This is a genomic window from Cryobacterium sp. 10C3 (assembly GCF_034314285.1).
GTDB lineage: Bacteria > Actinomycetota > Actinomycetes > Actinomycetales > Microbacteriaceae > Cryobacterium > Cryobacterium glucosi.
In genome coordinates, this window is the sequence record NZ_JAVIWF010000002.1 from 1300758 (window position 1) to 1316783 (window position 16026).

General features: G+C 67.1%; 9 protein-coding genes and 4 pseudogenes. 5 read left to right on the forward strand and 8 right to left on the reverse strand.

Annotation, left to right across the window (positions count from 1 at the left end; translation table 11 throughout):
• Nucleotide 1 precedes the first annotated feature (1 nt).
• Nucleotides 2–1617 (forward strand): annotated as a pseudogene (locus tag RGU41_RS06860) (cytochrome b).
• Between the two features lie 52 nt (nt 1618–1669).
• Nucleotides 1670–2578, forward strand: a complete 909-nt coding sequence (locus RGU41_RS06865) for a methyltransferase (RefSeq protein WP_322135845.1) — start codon at nt 1670–1672, stop codon at nt 2576–2578.
• Between the two features lie 67 nt (nt 2579–2645).
• Here RGU41_RS06865 and RGU41_RS06870 read toward each other — a convergent pair whose 3' ends face one another.
• The 5 genes and pseudogenes from RGU41_RS06870 to RGU41_RS06890 all read right to left on the reverse strand — a co-directional run bounded on the left by RGU41_RS06870 (nt 2646) and on the right by RGU41_RS06890 (nt 7770).
• On the reverse strand, nt 2646–3068 hold the full coding sequence (locus tag RGU41_RS06870) for a cytochrome c oxidase subunit 4 (RefSeq protein ID WP_134446534.1): 423 nt from the start codon (nt 3066–3068) through the stop codon (nt 2646–2648).
• A complete protein-coding gene (ctaD, locus tag RGU41_RS06875) occupies nt 3069–4811 on the reverse strand; it encodes a cytochrome c oxidase subunit I (RefSeq protein WP_134446533.1) in 1743 nt (580 codons plus the stop codon). It abuts the gene before it with no gap.
• 3 nt (nt 4812–4814) lie between these two features.
• Entirely contained in the window at nt 4815–5702 is an 888-nt protein-coding gene (gene coxB / locus RGU41_RS06880) for a cytochrome c oxidase subunit II (protein WP_166787268.1), read from the reverse strand.
• Between the two features lie 163 nt (nt 5703–5865).
• Nucleotides 5866–6222, reverse strand: coding sequence for an iron-sulfur cluster insertion protein ErpA (erpA, locus tag RGU41_RS06885; protein ID WP_134446531.1), 357 nt, complete (start codon nt 6220–6222; stop codon nt 5866–5868).
• A gap of 112 nt (nt 6223–6334) precedes the next feature.
• A pseudogene (locus RGU41_RS06890) lies at nt 6335–7770 on the reverse strand (dipeptidase).
• 37 nt (nt 7771–7807) lie between these two features.
• Between RGU41_RS06890 and RGU41_RS06895 the strand changes: the two are divergent.
• Nucleotides 7808–8416 (forward strand): DUF3043 domain-containing protein, encoded by a 609-nt coding sequence (locus tag RGU41_RS06895; RefSeq protein WP_134446529.1) that lies wholly within the window; start codon nt 7808–7810, stop codon nt 8414–8416.
• A 70-nt stretch (nt 8417–8486) separates the two neighbouring features.
• Here RGU41_RS06895 and RGU41_RS06900 read toward each other — a convergent pair whose 3' ends face one another.
• The gene (locus RGU41_RS06900; RefSeq protein ID WP_322135846.1) at nt 8487–9641 is read right to left on the reverse strand and encodes an alkaline phosphatase family protein; all 1155 of its coding nucleotides are present in this window, start codon (nt 9639–9641) and stop codon (nt 8487–8489) included.
• Nucleotides 9642–9756: 115 nt separating this feature from the next.
• On the opposite strand from RGU41_RS06900, the pseudogene RGU41_RS06905 reads away from it, so the two are divergent.
• Together RGU41_RS06905 and RGU41_RS06910 are read left to right on the forward strand one after the other, a co-directional pair.
• A pseudogene (locus RGU41_RS06905) lies at nt 9757–12305 on the forward strand (DNA gyrase/topoisomerase IV subunit A).
• Between the two features lie 48 nt (nt 12306–12353).
• Complete coding sequence (locus RGU41_RS06910) at nt 12354–13058, forward strand: SDR family NAD(P)-dependent oxidoreductase (RefSeq protein WP_322135847.1); 705 nt, start codon at nt 12354–12356, stop codon at nt 13056–13058.
• A 20-nt stretch (nt 13059–13078) separates the two neighbouring features.
• Here RGU41_RS06910 and RGU41_RS06920 read toward each other — a convergent pair.
• Together RGU41_RS06920 and RGU41_RS06925 are read right to left on the reverse strand one after the other, a co-directional pair.
• Nucleotides 13079–13854: pseudogene (locus tag RGU41_RS06920) on the reverse strand (SDR family NAD(P)-dependent oxidoreductase).
• A 72-nt stretch (nt 13855–13926) separates the two neighbouring features.
• Nucleotides 13927–16008 carry a DNA gyrase/topoisomerase IV subunit B gene (locus tag RGU41_RS06925; RefSeq protein ID WP_134446524.1) on the reverse strand — a complete coding sequence of 694 codons (2082 nt, stop codon included), beginning with the start codon at nt 16006–16008 and terminating at the stop codon, nt 13927–13929.
• Between the last annotated feature and the right edge of the window lie 18 nt (nt 16009–16026).

Sequence of the window (16026 nt, forward strand, 5' to 3'; positions counted from 1 at the left end):
TATCACGAAAACGACCACAGGCGTGGTCGAGACGACGAAAGCCAACGGCGGTTTCACGGGCGCGGCGGCGAACTACATCGACGAGCGCACGAGCATCTCCACCGCGGTGAAGGAACTCGGCAGGAAGATCTTTCCAGACCACTGGTCCTTCCTCCTCGGTGAGGTTGCCCTCTACAGCTTCGTCATCATCCTGCTGTCCGGGACGTTCCTGACGTTCTTCTTCAGCGCCTCGATGGCACCCGTCCACTACGAAGGCTCGTACGTTCCGCTCAAGGGCGTCGAAATGTCGGCGGCGATGTCCTCGTCGCTCAATATCTCCTTCGACATCCGCGGCGGCCTCCTGATGCGCCAGGTGCACCACTGGGCTGCGCTGCTGTTCGTGGCGTCCATCGGCCTGCACATGCTCCGGATCTACTTCACGGGTGCGTTCCGCAAGCCCCGCGAACTCAACTGGGTCATCGGCTTCATCCTGTTCATCCTCGCGATGGCAGAGGGCTTCACCGGATATTCCCTCCCCGACGATCTGCTCTCCGGCAACGGCCTGCGGATCATCGACGGAATGGTCAAGGGCATCCCGCTGATCGGAACCTGGATCTCCTTCCTGCTCTTCGGCGGCGAGTTCCCGGGCGAGGCGATCGTGGGTCGGCTCTACTCGCTCCACATCCTGCTGCTGCCCGCGATCATCATCGCCCTCATCGCGATGCACCTGCTCTTCGTCGTCGTGCACAAGCACACCCAGTACCCCGGTGCCGGACGCACGAACCAGAACGTCGTCGGCTACCCGGTCCTCCCGGTCTATGCCGCCAAGGCCGGCGGGTTCTTCTTCATCGTCTTCGGTGTCGTGATGCTGATCGCCTCACTGTTCACGATCAACCCGATCTGGAACTACGGACCCTATGACCCCTCCCCGTCTCGGCGGGTACCCAGCCGGACTGGTACATCGGCTTTGCCGACGGGGCCCTGCGCCTGATTCCGCCGGGACTCGAGTTCGTCTGGCTCGATCGCACCTGGTCGTTCAACATCCTGATCCCTCTGATCAGCCTCGGACTCTTCATCCTGGTCGTGTTGATCTACCCCTTCATCGAGGCCTGGGTCACCGGGGACAAGCGCGAGCACCACATCCTCGATCGCCCGCGCAACGCCCCGACCCGCACGGCGATCGGCGCGGCCGGCGTGACGTTCTACGCCGCGCTCTGGTCGACCGCATCCTCGGACATCATCGCCACGCACTTCCACGTGACGATGGAGGGCGTCATCCACGCCTGTCAGTTCGCCACGATCGTCGGACCGTTCATCGCGTTCTTCGTCGCCAAGCGAGTCTGCCTCGCGCTGCAGAAGAAGGATCGCGAGATCGTCCTGCACGGTTACGAATCCGGCCGGATCGTCCGCCTGCCCGGTGGCGAGTACATCGAGGTGCACCAGCCCGTCGACGAGTACGAGCGCTGGAAGCTCGTGAGCTACTCGGACTACAAGCCGCTGATGATCCGCCCGAACGACCAGGGCAAGATCACGACCGGCCAGCGCCTGCGCGGCGGACTCTCTCGCTGGTTCTTCGAGGACCGGATTGTTCCGGTCACCACGACGGAGCTCGAGCAGAGCCACGGAGACCACCACTAACCAGCGGTAGTTCCACAATCACCACAACACAACATGAACAGATCGGGCATCGATGTCCCTCCAGACCCTGTCGGAGTGGCTTCGGTGCCCGAACTGTTTGTCGCCCCTCGCGGCGAACGGCGGCCTCGTGCTGCGGTGTGCTTCCGGGCATTCCTTCGACGCCAACCGGCGCGGCTATCTGTCGCTCCTGGGCGGGCGCAGCCACGTGGTCGGTGACAGCGCCGCGATGCTCGACGCGCGTGAGGCCTTCCTCGAAGCCGGCTGGTACGAAGACCTGCGCACGGCCGTCACGACGCTCGTCGCAGCGGAACAGCCCGCTCGGGTGCTCGACATCGGCTGTGGCACCGGGTACTACCTCCGCGGAGTGACCGAAGCCTGTCCGACCGCCGGATACCTCGGAATGGACCTCTCCCCCGTCGCCGTGGCCCGAACTGTGGCCGCTGCCCGCACCGTCGCCGCGCCTGGGCACGAACATGCTGCAGCCTCAGGCGGCAAACTCCCTGAACCGCCGCACGTGGACGGGCTCGTCGCCGACGTCTGGGCCGACCTTCCGGTGCGGACCGGAGTCGCCGATGCCCTCCTGAACGTCTTCGCACCGCGGAACCCGGCCGAATTCCATCGCGTGCTGCGCGACAGGGGTCTCCTCGCCGTCGTCGTTCCCCACGATGACCATCTCCGCGAGCTCAGGCGATGCCGGACTGGCCCTCGATATCCCGCCGAACAAAGCCGAGGACCTCAGGGACTCCCTGCAGCCCTGGTTCGCCCTGGAGACCCGGATCAGGGTCACCAGTCGTCACGACCTCGGCGCGGACGCCGTTGCCGTCCTGATCGGCATGGGCCCGTCGGCACATCACACCGGGACGGAGGCCATCGCAGGCCGCTGGCCTTCCCGCAGTCCCGTGACGTTCTCCTTCGACGTGCTCGGCTTCCGGCGCCGCGCCCTGCACGCTCTCCCCATTAACGCGAAAGCGGGTGAGCCGTCGTTCTCAGGAATCGAGACCGACTGCTCACCCGCTTTCGCGGACCGGCTAGCGCGCGAAGTTACCGCGGTAGTACTCGTAGACCCAGCCGATGAGGCAGATCACGCCGATGCCGACCGCGATGATCGAGATCCAGAACCCGATCGCGAGGCCGAGGAAAAGCAACGCAGCACTCGCGGCGAGGAGGATGGGCCACCAGCTCCACGGGCTGAAGAAGCCGACTTCGGGATCGCCGTCGTCGACGTTGGCGTCGAGGCGGTCCTCTGGAAGCTCTCCTCCCTGAGCGCCGTGCACCCGGGACAGGTAGAAGGCGACGAAGCTCACGAACACGGAGCTCAGTGCCAGGGCGAAGGTCCCCGCCCATTCGATGCTGTGCTGGTGCGGGTCGACGAGACCCCAGACGATGTACGCGACCGTGACGAGGGCGAAGAAGCCCGCGAGCAGCCAGAGCAGGTTGGTGTTTGCCCTCATTTATTTGACCTCGTTCGTTGCGGCGTCGTAGACGGGGGCATCGGGCGCGTCCTTGCCCGGCCCGATCCCGACCGGCATGGCGACCTCGGGGTGGTTGAGGTCGAAGGCCGGCCGCTCTGAGCGGATGCGCGGAATCGACGTGAAGTTGTGCCGCGGCGGCGGGCACGACGTGGCCCACTCGAGGGAGGCTCCGAAGCCCCACGGGTCGTTGACCGTGACCTTCGGCGCCTTGCGGGCAGTGATGTACACGTTCAGGAAGAACGGGATCATCGAGACGGCGAGGATCATCGACCCGATGGTGGACAGCTGGTTCATCCAGGTGAAGCCGTCCTCCGGAGAGTACGAGGCGTAGCGGCGCGGCATGCCGACCACTCCGAGCCAGTGCTGCACGAGGAAGGTGGTGTGGAATCCGATGAACAGGAACCAGAAGTGCCACTTGCCGAGGCTCTCGTTGAGCATCTTGCCCGTCCACTTCGGCCACCAGAAGTAGAAGCCGCTGAACATGGCGAACACGACGGTTCCGAAGATGACGTAGTGGAAGTGCGCCACGACGAAGTACGTGTCGGAGACGTGGAAGTCGAGCGGCGGCGAGGCGAGGATGACACCGGTGAGCCCGCCGAACGTGAAGGTGACGAGGAAGCCGAGCGCCCACAGCATCGGCGTCTCGAAGGTCAGGGACCCCCGCCACATCGTGCCGATCCAGTTGAAGATCTTCACACCGGTCGGAACCGCGATGAGCATCGTCATGAGCGAGAAGAACGGCAGCAGCACCGAACCGGTCACGTACATGTGGTGGGCCCAGACCGCCACCGACAGGGCGGCGATCGAAATGGTCGCGTAGATGAGCGTCTTGTACCCGAAGATCGGCTTGCGGCTGAAGACCGGGAACACCTCGGAGACGATGCCGAAGAACGGCAGCGCGATGATGTACACCTCGGGGTGGCCGAAGAACCAGAACAGGTGCTGCCAGAGGATGGCACCGCCGTTGGCCGGGTCGTAGATGTGCGAGAGGAAGATGCGGTCAGAGGCCGCTGCAAGGAGGGCCGCGGCGAGCACCGGGAACGCCATCAGGACCAGCAGCGAGGTGACGAGCGTGTTCCAGGTGAAGATCGGCATCCGGAACATGGTCATGCCGGGGGCGCGCATCGTGATGATGGTCGTGATGAAGTTCACCGCGCCGAGAATGGTGCCGAAACCGGACAGTCCCAGGCCCACCATCCACAGGTTTCCGCCGACGCCGGGCGAGAAGGTCGTGCTCGCGAGCGGTTGGTAGGCGAACCAGCCGAAGGATGCTGCTCCCTGCGGCGTCAGGAACCCGCCGACGGCGATGAGGCTGCCGAAGAAGAATGCCCAGAACGAGAAGGCGTTGAGGCGCGGGAAGGCGACGTCAGGAGCGCCGATCTGCAGGGGCATCAGCGAGTTCGCGAAGCCGAAGAACAACGGCGTCGCGAACATCAGCAGCATGATCGTTCCATGCATCGTGAAGAGCTGGTTGTACTGCTCCTTGGTCTGCACGACCTCGAGGCCGGGCTCGAAGAGCTGCGCGCGGATGACGAGCGCCATCACGCCGGCGAGGCAGAAGTAGACGAAGGAGGTGATGAGGTACATGTACCCGATCACCTTGTGGTCGGTGGAGGTGATCCAGCGGACGAGGACGTTGCCCTTGCGCTCGACGCCCGTGGGACGACGGGTAGCGGCCGGGGCTGCCGGCGTCGCGGGTGCTGCGGGTGCGGTTGTGGTCATGGCCTACTTGCCTTCCTCTACCGCCGGGGCGGACGTGCCCGGAAGATTCTGGTTGCGGTTGTACCCGTTGTCGAGTTGCCCGGAGTTGCCCGCGGCCTTGAGCGAGGCCGTGTACGCCTCGTAGTCGGCCTCAGACACGACCTTGACGTTGAAGAGCATGAGCGAGTGGTACTCACCGCACAGCTCGGCGCACTTGCCGGAATAGGTGCCGATCCGTTCAGGGATGACCGACATGTAGTTGGTCTTCCCCGGGATCATGTCCTTCTTGTAGAGGAAGTCGATGACCCAGAAGGAGTGGATGACGTCGCGGGATTCGAGCGCGAGTTCGACCTTCTTGCCCACCGGGAGGACGAGCGTCGGCAACTCGGCTTCGACGAGCGAGCCCTTGGGCCCGTCGAGGTTCGGCTGGCCCTGGATGCCGGCGGAGTAGACGTTCTCGTTGACGTAGTTGAAGTCCCAGGCCCACTGCTTGCCGATGACCTCGATCTTCACGTCCGGTGAGTCGAAGCGGGCCTCGATGGCGGCCTGGTCCCTCGCGGTGAATGCGAAGAAACCGATGACGAGGATGAGAGGAACGATCGTGTAGAAGATCTCGATCGGCATGTTGTACCGCAGCTGGACCGGAAGTCCGGTCTGGCCCTTGCGGCGCCGGTAGACGATCACGGCCCAGATTGTCAGGCCCCAGGTGATCAGGCCGACGATCAGGAGCACGATCCAGGATGTCGTCCAGAGTCCGGCGACGCGGTCGGTCTGGTTCGTCACCGCCGGTTCGCCCTCGACGAAGCCGGGCAGGAAGCCGTGGAGCTGGGCTTGGGTGCACCCCGCTAGAACAATGACCAACGACGCTGCGATCGGAATTGCAGCCCATCGGAGACGGTGGTTTTTGCGCACCAGTAACCTTTCGGGGAGTCTCGACATCACTTCATCGGAAGTGCCTCTGTGTGAATGACAGCCTACTGCGCGGGATGCGCTTCGGGGTGCAGCGCAGGCGCTGATCCGGTAACGAATCCACGCCAAGATGCCGGGCGGCCCGCCCGGCATCGTCTGTGGTTCCCTAGCTGAACGAGTCCCCGCAGGCGCAGCTGCCGCCGGCGTTGGGGTTGTCGATGGTGAAGCCCTGCTTCTGGATGGTGTCCTCGAAGTCGATCGAGGCCCCGTCCAGGTACGGAACGCTCATTTTGTCGACGACGACCTCGACACCGTCGAAGTCGACGAGCGCGTCACCGTCGAGCACACGCTCGTCGAAGTAGAGCTGGTAGATGAGGCCGGAGCAGCCGCCGGGCTGGACGGCGACGCGGAGGCGCAGGTCCTCACGGCCCTCCTGGGCGAGCAGGCTTCGTACCTTCAGCGCTGCGGCCTCGCTCAGGCCCACTCCGTGGGCGGCGGTGCTGGTTGTGATGGTGTCGGTCATGACGCTCCTTGCGCTGTGCTCGAATTCTGACAGATTCTACCTGCAGCAACGGTGAGTCCGCCGCAGTAATTCCCGCCTGCCGGTCTCTCGTCTCTGACCGGGGCTGATGGGTTCATCGGGTGGGGGCCTCCAGAGTCCCGGTGCGGCGGTTGAGCCGGTCGAGCAGGAACGCCTCGGCGAGGACTGCCCGTTTGAACACGCCCAGGTGGAGGGACTCGTTGGGGCTGTGCGCCCGGGAATCGGGGTCTTCGACACCCGTGACGAGGATCTGGGCCTCCGGGAACACCCGCACGAGGTCCGAGATGAACGGAATGGAGCCGCCGATGCCGACGTTGACCGGGGGCTTGCCCCAGGCATCCGTCATCGCACCGAGCGCGAGCGGCACGGCCCAGCCGCTGTCGTCGACGAGGAACCCCTCGCCGGTGTCGACGTCGTCGATGGTGATGCTCGCCCCGTACGGGACGTGGGCGCGCAGGTGCGCCTCGAGGGCCTGGTAAGCCTCAGCAGCGGGCTGTCCTGGTGCGATCCGGGTGCTGAGACGCACGCTCACGACCGGGGACAGGGTGTTCGACGCGTTCGCGACGCTCGGGGCGTCGATGCCTGTGATCGTGATGGCGGGCTGGGACCAGAGCCTGCTGAGCAGCGGGCCGTGGCCGATGGGCGTCGCACCATCGAGGAGGCCGGTTTCCAGGCGCAGCTGTTCCTCGGTGTATTCGGGTGCGGGGACGTCCCGACTCGTGAGCCCGTCGACGGCCACGGAGCCGTCTTCCGCGTAGAGGCTCGCGAGAAGGCGCACAGTCGCCATCATGGCATCGGGCACCGCTCCCCCGTACATTCCGGAGTGGGAGGCGTGGTCGAGAGTGCGCACGGTCAGTCGGAAGGTGACGTTGCCCCGCAGGGCGACCGTGAGGGCGGGGGTGTCCACGTCCCAATTGTTGGAGTCGGCGACGACGATGACGTCGGCGCGGAGCGACTCCCGGTTGTCCTCGAGGAATGCCGCGAACGAGCGACTGCCGAACTCCTCCTCACCCTCGATGAACACGGCGATTCCGAGGTCGAAGTCGGGGCCGGCCGTCTCGGCGAGTGCCCGGATCGACGCTACGTGCGCCATCACCCCTGCCTTGTCGTCCGCTGCGCCTCTTCCGTAGAGCCGATCCCCGCGAACGGTCGGCTCGAACGGGGTGGATTCCCAGTCGATGTCGTGGCCGGGGGCTGCACATCGTGGTGGGCATAGAGCAGGACCGTGGGTCGGCCGTTGCGGGCCGGCCGGTGGGCGAGCACGGCAGGCTGGCCCAGTTCCGTGGTGCCGGGAATTCCCGACCGGGTCACGACAACCTCGTCGAAGACGTTGAGCCCCCGCACCAGGGCGGCGACGGCCTCCGCGCTTTCCGCCACCCTGGCCGGATCGAACGCGTCCCAGGACACGGACGGGATGCGCACGAGGGCGCACAGGTCGGCAATCGTGGCGGGAAGGGCGGCCTCGACCGCGGCGCGCACAGGCGCGTCGGCGAGTGCGGCTTCGGGTGCAGTATCTGGGGTAACGGTCATCAGGTAATCTTAAGCCAACTAATTGCAAGGAACTGATGTGGCCAAGCCAGTGAACCCAGACGCACAACCGCCGATCGAATCGATCGACGAGACGAGGGCGCGCCTCGCGGCCGCCCACCCCGCCGGCCACCCGGAAGGGAAGGGCCAGCCGACGCCGAGTCGTAAGGAGCAGGAGGCCGCCAACCGGCGCCCCCTCGTGCCCGACGACCGCAAGCTCGCCGCACGCCAGGCACGCGCCAAGTCCGCGGAGACCCGCGACAGGGCCAGGATCGGCATGGCCGCGGGTGAGGACAAGTTCCTCCCCGTCCGCGAACGTGGTCCGCAGAAGCGCTTCGTGCGCGACTACGTGGACGCCCGGGTGAACATCGGCGAGTTCATGATCCCAGTGATGTTCCTCGTCATCCTCCTCACGTTCTTCCCCGACCGCAACGTGCAGACCTACGGGATCCTCGCGCTCTGGGCCTTCTTCCTCATCGCCGTCGTGGACTGCACGGTGCTCGGCTTCACCCTCACCCGGAAGGTCAAGGCGAAGTTCGGCGACGCGAAGGCGGAGCGCGTGCGCTGGTATGCGGCGATGCGCGCGCTCCAGCTGCGAGCAATGCGGCTTCCGAAGCCCCAGGTCAAGCGCGGCCAGTACCCCTCCTGAGCATCAGGCTCTCCCTCAGGCCCGTCCCCCGGGGGCGGGCCTGAGGTGTTCCCCCGGGCGGAAGCCGCGGCTACGCGCCGAAGGCACCGTCGCGGATCACGGGGACGCGCAGTTCCTCGTCCGTGAGCGACCCGTGCTGGCCGATCATCGACCGGGCGGACTGGTTCGGCTCGCGGGAGTCGTAGTATGCGACGGCCTTCCGCGCGGCCACGATCACATCGCCGATCCTGGGCAGCACTTCGTCATCGACCCTGCCGAAGAGTCCGGCCGTGACCGCCTCCGCACGCGTGAAGATCCACGCCCGGTCGCCCTCGACCTCGCGCCAGGTTTCGGCCAGCGTGGTCGCCGCCTCTGATGCGGACGTTCCGGCGTCGCCGCGGGACTCGTCGAGGTACAGGTAGAGGCAGCGCGGGTCTCCCCCGATGTGCCGCACCGGCGCGACGAGTTCGGGAACGCTGTCGAAGAGCACGTGTTTCGTGGCGGGGACGTCGAGGACGCCGTGGTCTGCGGTGACGATGAGCCCCTCGTCCCGATGCATACCGGCAGCGAAGCGCCCGGCGGCGGAGTCGAGGGCCTCGAGGGCCGCGAGCCATTTCGCGGACTCCCAGCCGTGCGCGTGTGCGGCGACGTCGAGTTCGGGCACGTACAGGTAGACGAGGGCGCGCGACTCGGTGTCCAGCAGGGCACGGGCCGCCGCGAACCGATCGGAGATGCTCTCCGCCGGCACGTAGTGCGCACCACGGAGGGACGCGAGGGTGAATCCGGAGTGGGCGTAGCGCTTCGGGCCGATGGTGAAACTCGGCACACCGTCATCGGCGGCGCGTTCGAAGACGGTACGGGTCCGCTGCCACGTTTCCGGCGGCATCCGTTCGTCCCAGCCACTCAGCTGGTTGACGACCCTGTCGTTGGCGGCGTCGAGGGCCCGGTAGCCGACGATCCCGTGCCGACCGGGTTCGACCCCGGTGGTCAGGCTCGTGATCGCTGCGGCGGTCGTGGCGGGGAAGACCGTATCGACGACCCCGGCCCTGGTCAGTTTCGACATGAGGTACCGGGCGTGGCCTGCCCGTGCCCGCAGCGAGCTGACGCCGAGGCCGTCGACGAGCACGACGACGGCCTTGTCGACAGCGGCGAGGGCAAGCGCATTCTCCCGGCCGAGGACCGCAGCGTGGCAACTTGACAGGACGTCGGCAAGGCGCAGCGCACTGAATTGGCGGGCCGGTAGCATGGGGGCATTGGGTCAAGTCTGTCATGGACACGGCCCTGCACTGGCGCGCAGCCTGCGCGCCCACCCGATCGTGCCGCTGGTCCTGCCACCGGAGCACCCCAAGCAGAATTCACGAATGAGTCGCACACCCGCTACCCCGCCCGCAGCATTCACCGAACGCATCGAGGACGTCGATGTCTCGACGGAGATGCAGGGATCGTTCCTGGAGTACGCGTACTCGGTGATCTATTCCCGCGCCCTCCCCGACGCGAGGGACGGGCTCAAGCCCGTGCAGCGCCGGATCCTCTACCAGATGGCCGAGATGGGCCTGCGTCCGGACAAGGGCCACGTGAAGTCGGCGCGCGTCGTCGGCGAAGTCATGGGGAAGCTGCACCCGCACGGTGACACCGCGATCTACGACGCGCTCGTGCGGATGGCCCAGGCCTTCACCCTCCGCGTTCCCCTCATCGACGGCCACGGCAACTTCGGGTCCCTCGACGACGGCCCCGCCGCGCCGCGGTACACCGAGGCGCGCCTCGCAGCCCCCGCCCTCGCCATGACGGAAAACCTCGACGAGGACGTCGTTGACTTCGTCCCGAACTACGACAACCAGCTGACCCAGCCGGATGTGCTCCCTGCCGCGTACCCGAACCTGCTCGTCAACGGGGCCGCGGGCATCGCCGTCGGCATGGCGACGAACATGGCGCCGCACAACCTCATCGAGGTCGTCGGCGCGGCGCGGCACCTGCTCGCGCACCCCGACGCGACGCTCGACGAGCTGATGGAATACGTGCCGGGACCCGACCTGCCGACCGGGGGGACGATCGTCGGTCTCTCGGGGATCAAGGATGCCTACCTCACGGGCCGCGGCAGTTTCAAGACCCGCGCCAAGGTCTCCGTCGAGGCCATCACGGCCCGGAAATCGGGCCTCGTCGTGACGGAGCTCCCCTATCTCGTCGGCCCGGAGCGGGTCATCGAGAAAATCAAGGACGGCGTCACCTCCAAGAAGCTCAGCGGCATCTCCGACGTCACAGACCTCACCGACCGCACCCACGGCTTGCGGCTCGTGATCGGCATCAAGACCGGCTTCAGCCCCCTCGCCGTTCTCGAACAGCTCTACCGTTACACCCCCTCGAGGATTCCTTCAACATCAACGCGGTCGCCCTCGTGGACGGCGGACCGCAGACCCTCGGCCTGCGCGAGCTCCTGTCCGTCTACGTCGGCCACCGGATCGAGGTCGTCACCCGGCGCAGCGCCTACCGCCTGGCCAGGCGCACGGAACGCCTGCACCTCGTCGAGGGCCTCCTCATCGCCATCGTCGACATCGACGAGGTCATCCAGGTGATCCGCACGAGCGACGACACCGAGCAGGCCCGCACGCGCCTGATCGACGTCTTCGAGCTGAGCCACATCCAGGCCGAGTACATCCTCGAACTCCGTCTGCGCCGCCTCACCCGCTTCTCCCAGATCGAACTCGAGGCCGAACGCGACCAGCTCCTCGCCGAGATCGCCCTCCTCGAAGAACTGCTCGGGAGCAAGCAGGCCATCCGCACCCTCGTCTCCGACGAGCTCGCCGCCGTGGCGGAGAAGTTCGGCACCCCGCGCCGCACCCTCCTCACCGAGGCCAAGCCGAGCATCGCCGGCGCCGTCGCCAAACGCAACGCCCCGGTGCTCGAACTCACCGACACGCCGACCAGGGTCTACCTGAGTGCCACCGGTCGCATCGCCAGGGTCGACCTCGCCGCCATCGAGCCCACTGCTGACGACCCCTTCGATCCCGATGCCCTCCCGGCTGGAGACGCCGCGACGGAGACCGGTGACGCGGCATCCGCGCCCCGGACCAGGACCGTGCCCACCCAGCGGCGCAGCAAGCACGACGCCGTGCTCTCCACCCTGGACACGACGAGCCGTGCAGAGGTCGGCGCCGTCACGAGCCGCGGCAGGCTGATCCGGTTCACCCCGGTCGACCTGCCCGTGATGCCGCCCACATCCATCCAGCTCGGCGCCGGCGTGCGCGTGGCCGACTACCTGGGCCTGACCGACAGGTCCGAGACCGTGCTCGCGCTCGTTTCCCTCGAGTCCGACCGCTCCATCGCGCTCGGAACCGCCTTCGGCACCGTCAAGCGCGTCGTCGCGGGCGACTGGGCGAACCGGCCTGACTTCGAGATCATCCAGCTCAAGCCGAAGGACTCCGTCATCGGGGCCGAGCAGGGCACGGAGGACGACGAGCTCGTCTTCGTCACGTCCGACGCCCAGCTCTTGAGGTTCCCGGCCGCATCGGTGCGGCCCCAGGGCCGCCTTGCCGGCGGAATGGCCGGGATCAAACTCGCAGCGGATGCCCGGGCCGTGTTCTTCACGAGTCTCGCGGCCGACGACGCGGAGACGGCCGTCGTCGCCACCGTCGCAGCGTCCAGCCACACCCTCGCCGGAACGGACCCCGGCAGTGCCAAGGTCTCCGAGTTCACCGAATTCCCCGCGAAGGGCCGGGCGACGTCCGGAGTCCGCGCCCACCGCTTCCTCAAGGGGGAAGACGCCATCGCCGTCGCGTGGGTCGGTCCGATGCCCGCCCGCGCGGTCGGTCCGGACGGAGCCCCGCGCACCCTTCCGGAAACCGGGGCCAGGCGGGATGCCTCTGGGACGATGCTCGAAGCTCTGGTCGGCACGATCGGCGCCCGGATCGCCTGAACCGGCCGGCCGGCTCATGCGTCCGGCTCAGACGGCTACAGTGTCCGAATGACTACACTTCCCGGCTCGGTCGTCCTCGTCGTCGGCGCGACCGGCGGCCTCGGCCGTGAAATCGCCCGGCAGCTCTCGGCCGCCGGAGCGACCCTTGTCCTGGCCGGGCGTGACACGGCCAGGCTCGCAGCCCTCGGGATCCCCGGCACGCTCGTCACGGGTGACCTCACCGACGTTTCGGCAGTCGACGCCCTGGTCGCCCGTGCGGTCCAGGCCACCGGAGGACTCGACGGGGTCGTCAACGCGGCCGGTGTCGTGGCCTTCGGGCCGGCACGTGAGCTCGGAGACGCGGCCATGGAGGAACTCTTCGCCGTGAACACGCTCGCGCCCATCCGCCTGCTCAGCGCCGCAGCGGACAGCCTCACGGCATCCGCCGCCGCCGGCAGGGAACCGTTCTTCGTGACCCTCAGCGGTGTCGTGAGCGAGAGCCCGACCGCGGGCCTTGCGGCGTACTCGGCGTCCAAGGCCGCCCTCGCAGCATTCGGACAGGCCGCGGGGCGGGAGCTTCGCCGCAGCGGCATCCGCATGATCGACGCCCGCCCCGGACACACCGAAACCGGCCTCGCCGACCACCCGATCTCAGGCGTCGCGCCGAACTTCCCTGCCGGTCTGCAGCCGGAGGCCGTGGCCGCGCGGATCGTCGGCGCCATCGCCGCCGGGGAGCGCGACCTGCCCAGTTCCGCGTTCGCCCCGCCCGCCTGACCTCCGCAGACCGGCGTTCGCTAGATTGTCGACCAGCCGCCGTCGGACATCAGGACGGCTCCATTGACGTTGGGCGAGTCCTCGCTCAGCAACCAGCAAATGGACGCGGCCAGCTCCTCCGGCTCCGCAGGGGCCGGAATGGTCGTCTGCATGATCGGTCCGAGACGCTCGGCGGCCCACGCGGACAGGAACGGAGCCTCGATGTTCGTCTTCACCGCGCCGGGCGCCACCGCATTGCAGCGCACCCCTTCGGCCCGTAGAACAACGCCGTACTCTTGGTCAGTCCGATCACGGCGTGCTTGGACGCGCTGTACGTGGTGCCCGATGCTCCCGCGCGGATGCCTGCCTCGCTTGCGATGTTCACGATCCGCCCGAAACCGGCCGAGACCATGCCGGGCAGCACGGCACGCATCAGCCGCATCTGCGAGGTCACGTTCACCCGGAAGACCCGCTCCCACACCTCGTCGGTGATCTCCGCCGTCGGGAGGAACGAGTCCATGATCCCGGCATTGTTGACCAGCCCGTCGACCGTGGGTCCCGCGGCCAGCACGAGCGCGTCGACATCCGCTTGCAGGCTCACGTCGCCGGCCACGCCGACGAGCTCCCCGCTGCCGCTGCTCTGCTCCAGAGCCGCGAGACGCTCCGCCGAGATATCGGCGGCGATGACGCGGGCGCCCTCGCTGAGGAGCCGGAGCGCCGTCGCCCTCCCGATGCCGCTGCCCGCCCCGGTCACGATGACGGTCCGGCCCTTGAACCGTGCCTGCTGGAATCCTGCCTGGTCCGCCTGGGTGCTCATCTGGAATGCCCTCCGCCTTGTGCCGGCGCCAGTGCCGGCAGTGTGCGGCGACCATATCACCGTGAACAGGCATTACACGTCGATGCGGTCCCTGCTGAGCTTGTCCGAGCTTTCGATGATGAACTCCTTGCGCGGGGCGACGTCGTTGCCCATCAGGAGTTCGAAGACCTTGCCGGCCTGCTCGGCATCGGCGACCCGCACGCGGCGGAGCATCCGGTGCGAGCGCTCCATCGTCGTCGTCGCCAGCTGGTCCGCGTCCATCTCGCCGAGCCCCTTGTACCGCTGGATCGGGTCCTGGTACCGCTTTCCGCTTTTCTTCAGGGCCGCAAGCACGCTGTGCAGCTCGGGTTCCGAGTAGGTGTAGATGGTCTCATTGGGCTTCGAGCCCGGGTTCATCACGACCACTCTGTGCAGGGGCGGCACCGCGGCGAACACCCGCCCCTCTGTGATCATCGGGCGCATGTACCGGAAGAACAGGGTCAGCAGCAGGGTACGGATGTGCGCCCCGTCGACATCCGCATCGCTCATGATGATGACCTTGCCGTAGCGCGCCGCCGAGAGATCGAAGCTTCGGCCGGAGCCGGCGCCGATGACCTGGATGATCGAGGCGCACTCGAGGTTGGAGAGCATGTCGGCGACGGATGCCTTCTGCACGTTCAGGATCTTGCCGCGGATGGGCAGCAGGGCCTGGTGCTCGCTGTCGCGCGCGAGCTTGGCGGTGCCGAGCGCCGAGTCGCCTTCGACGATGAACAGTTCGCTGTTCAGCACGTCGTTGCTGCGGCAGTCGACGAGCTTCGCAGGCAGGGAGGAGCTTTCGAGGGCGTTCTTGCGCCGCTGCGTCTCCTTGTGGGCACGAGCGGAAATGCGCGACTTCATCTCCGCGACGATCTTGTCGAGCAGCACGGCCGCCTGCGTCTTGTCGTCGCGCCGGGTGGACACGAAGCGTTCGTTCATCGCCTGGGCGACGACGTTCGCGACGATCGCGCGCACGGCGGGCGTTCCGAGGACCTCCTTGGTCTGTCCCTCGAACTGCGGCTCGGGCAGGCGCACGGTGAGCACGGCGGTGAGCCCCGCCATCACGTCGTCCTTCTCGAGCTTGTCAGAACCCATCTTGAGCCTGCGCGCGTTGAGCTCGACCTGGGCCCTGAGGAACTTGATCAGCCCGGCGTCGAATCCGGCCTGGTGGGTGCCGCCCTTGGGCGTCGCGATGATGTTCACGAAACTGCGGACGATCGTGTCGTAGCCGGTCCCCCAGCGCAGCGCGATATCGACGGCGCAGTCCCTGACGAGCTCGGTCGGGACCATGGCACCCGTCGGCATCAGCACAGGAACGGTTTCGGTGAACGTGCCGTGGCCGGTGAGGCGCCAGGTGTCCGTGATCGCGGCATCCGTCGAGAGGTGCTCGACGAACTCGGAGATGCCACCCTCGAACCGGAATACCTCGACAACGGGCTCATCGCCACGGCGGTCGTCGATCGACAAGGCGAGCCCGGGAACGAGGAACGCCGTCTGCCTGGCCCGTTCGAGCAGTTCCTCGGTCTGGAACGTCGCGCCCTTGGTGAAGATCTGCCGATCCGCCCAATAGCGGATACGGGTTCCCGTGACGCCTCGACGGACCTTGCCGACCACACGGAGTTCGCTCTGGTGTTCGAAGGGGGTGAAGGGGGCGTCCGGACTCTTCTCCCCGGTGTCGGCGAACAGTCCGGGTTCACCGCGGTGGAAGGACATCGCCCAGGTCTTGCCGTCCCTGTCGACCTCGACGTCGAGGCGCTCCGACAGGGCATTCACGACGGATGCGCCGACTCCGTGCAGTCCACCCGACGCCGCATACGAACCGCCGCCGAACTTGCCGCCGGCGTGCAATTTGGTGAAGACGACCTCGACGCCGGTCAGTCCGGTCTTCGGTTCGATGTCAACGGGGATACCGCGGGCGGTGTCGCTGACCTCGACGCTCGCGTCCGGGTGCAGCACGATGTCGATTCCGGCACCGAATCCGCCGAGCGCCTCGTCGACGGAGTTGTCGATGATCTCCCAGAGGCAGTGCATCAACCCCCGGGAGTCGGTCGAGCCGATGTACATGCCGGGGCGCTTGCGCACGGCCTCGAGGCCTTCGAGGACCGAGAGGTGGCGGGCGGAATAGTCAGAAGAACTCACCGTCCCAAGAATACTGGC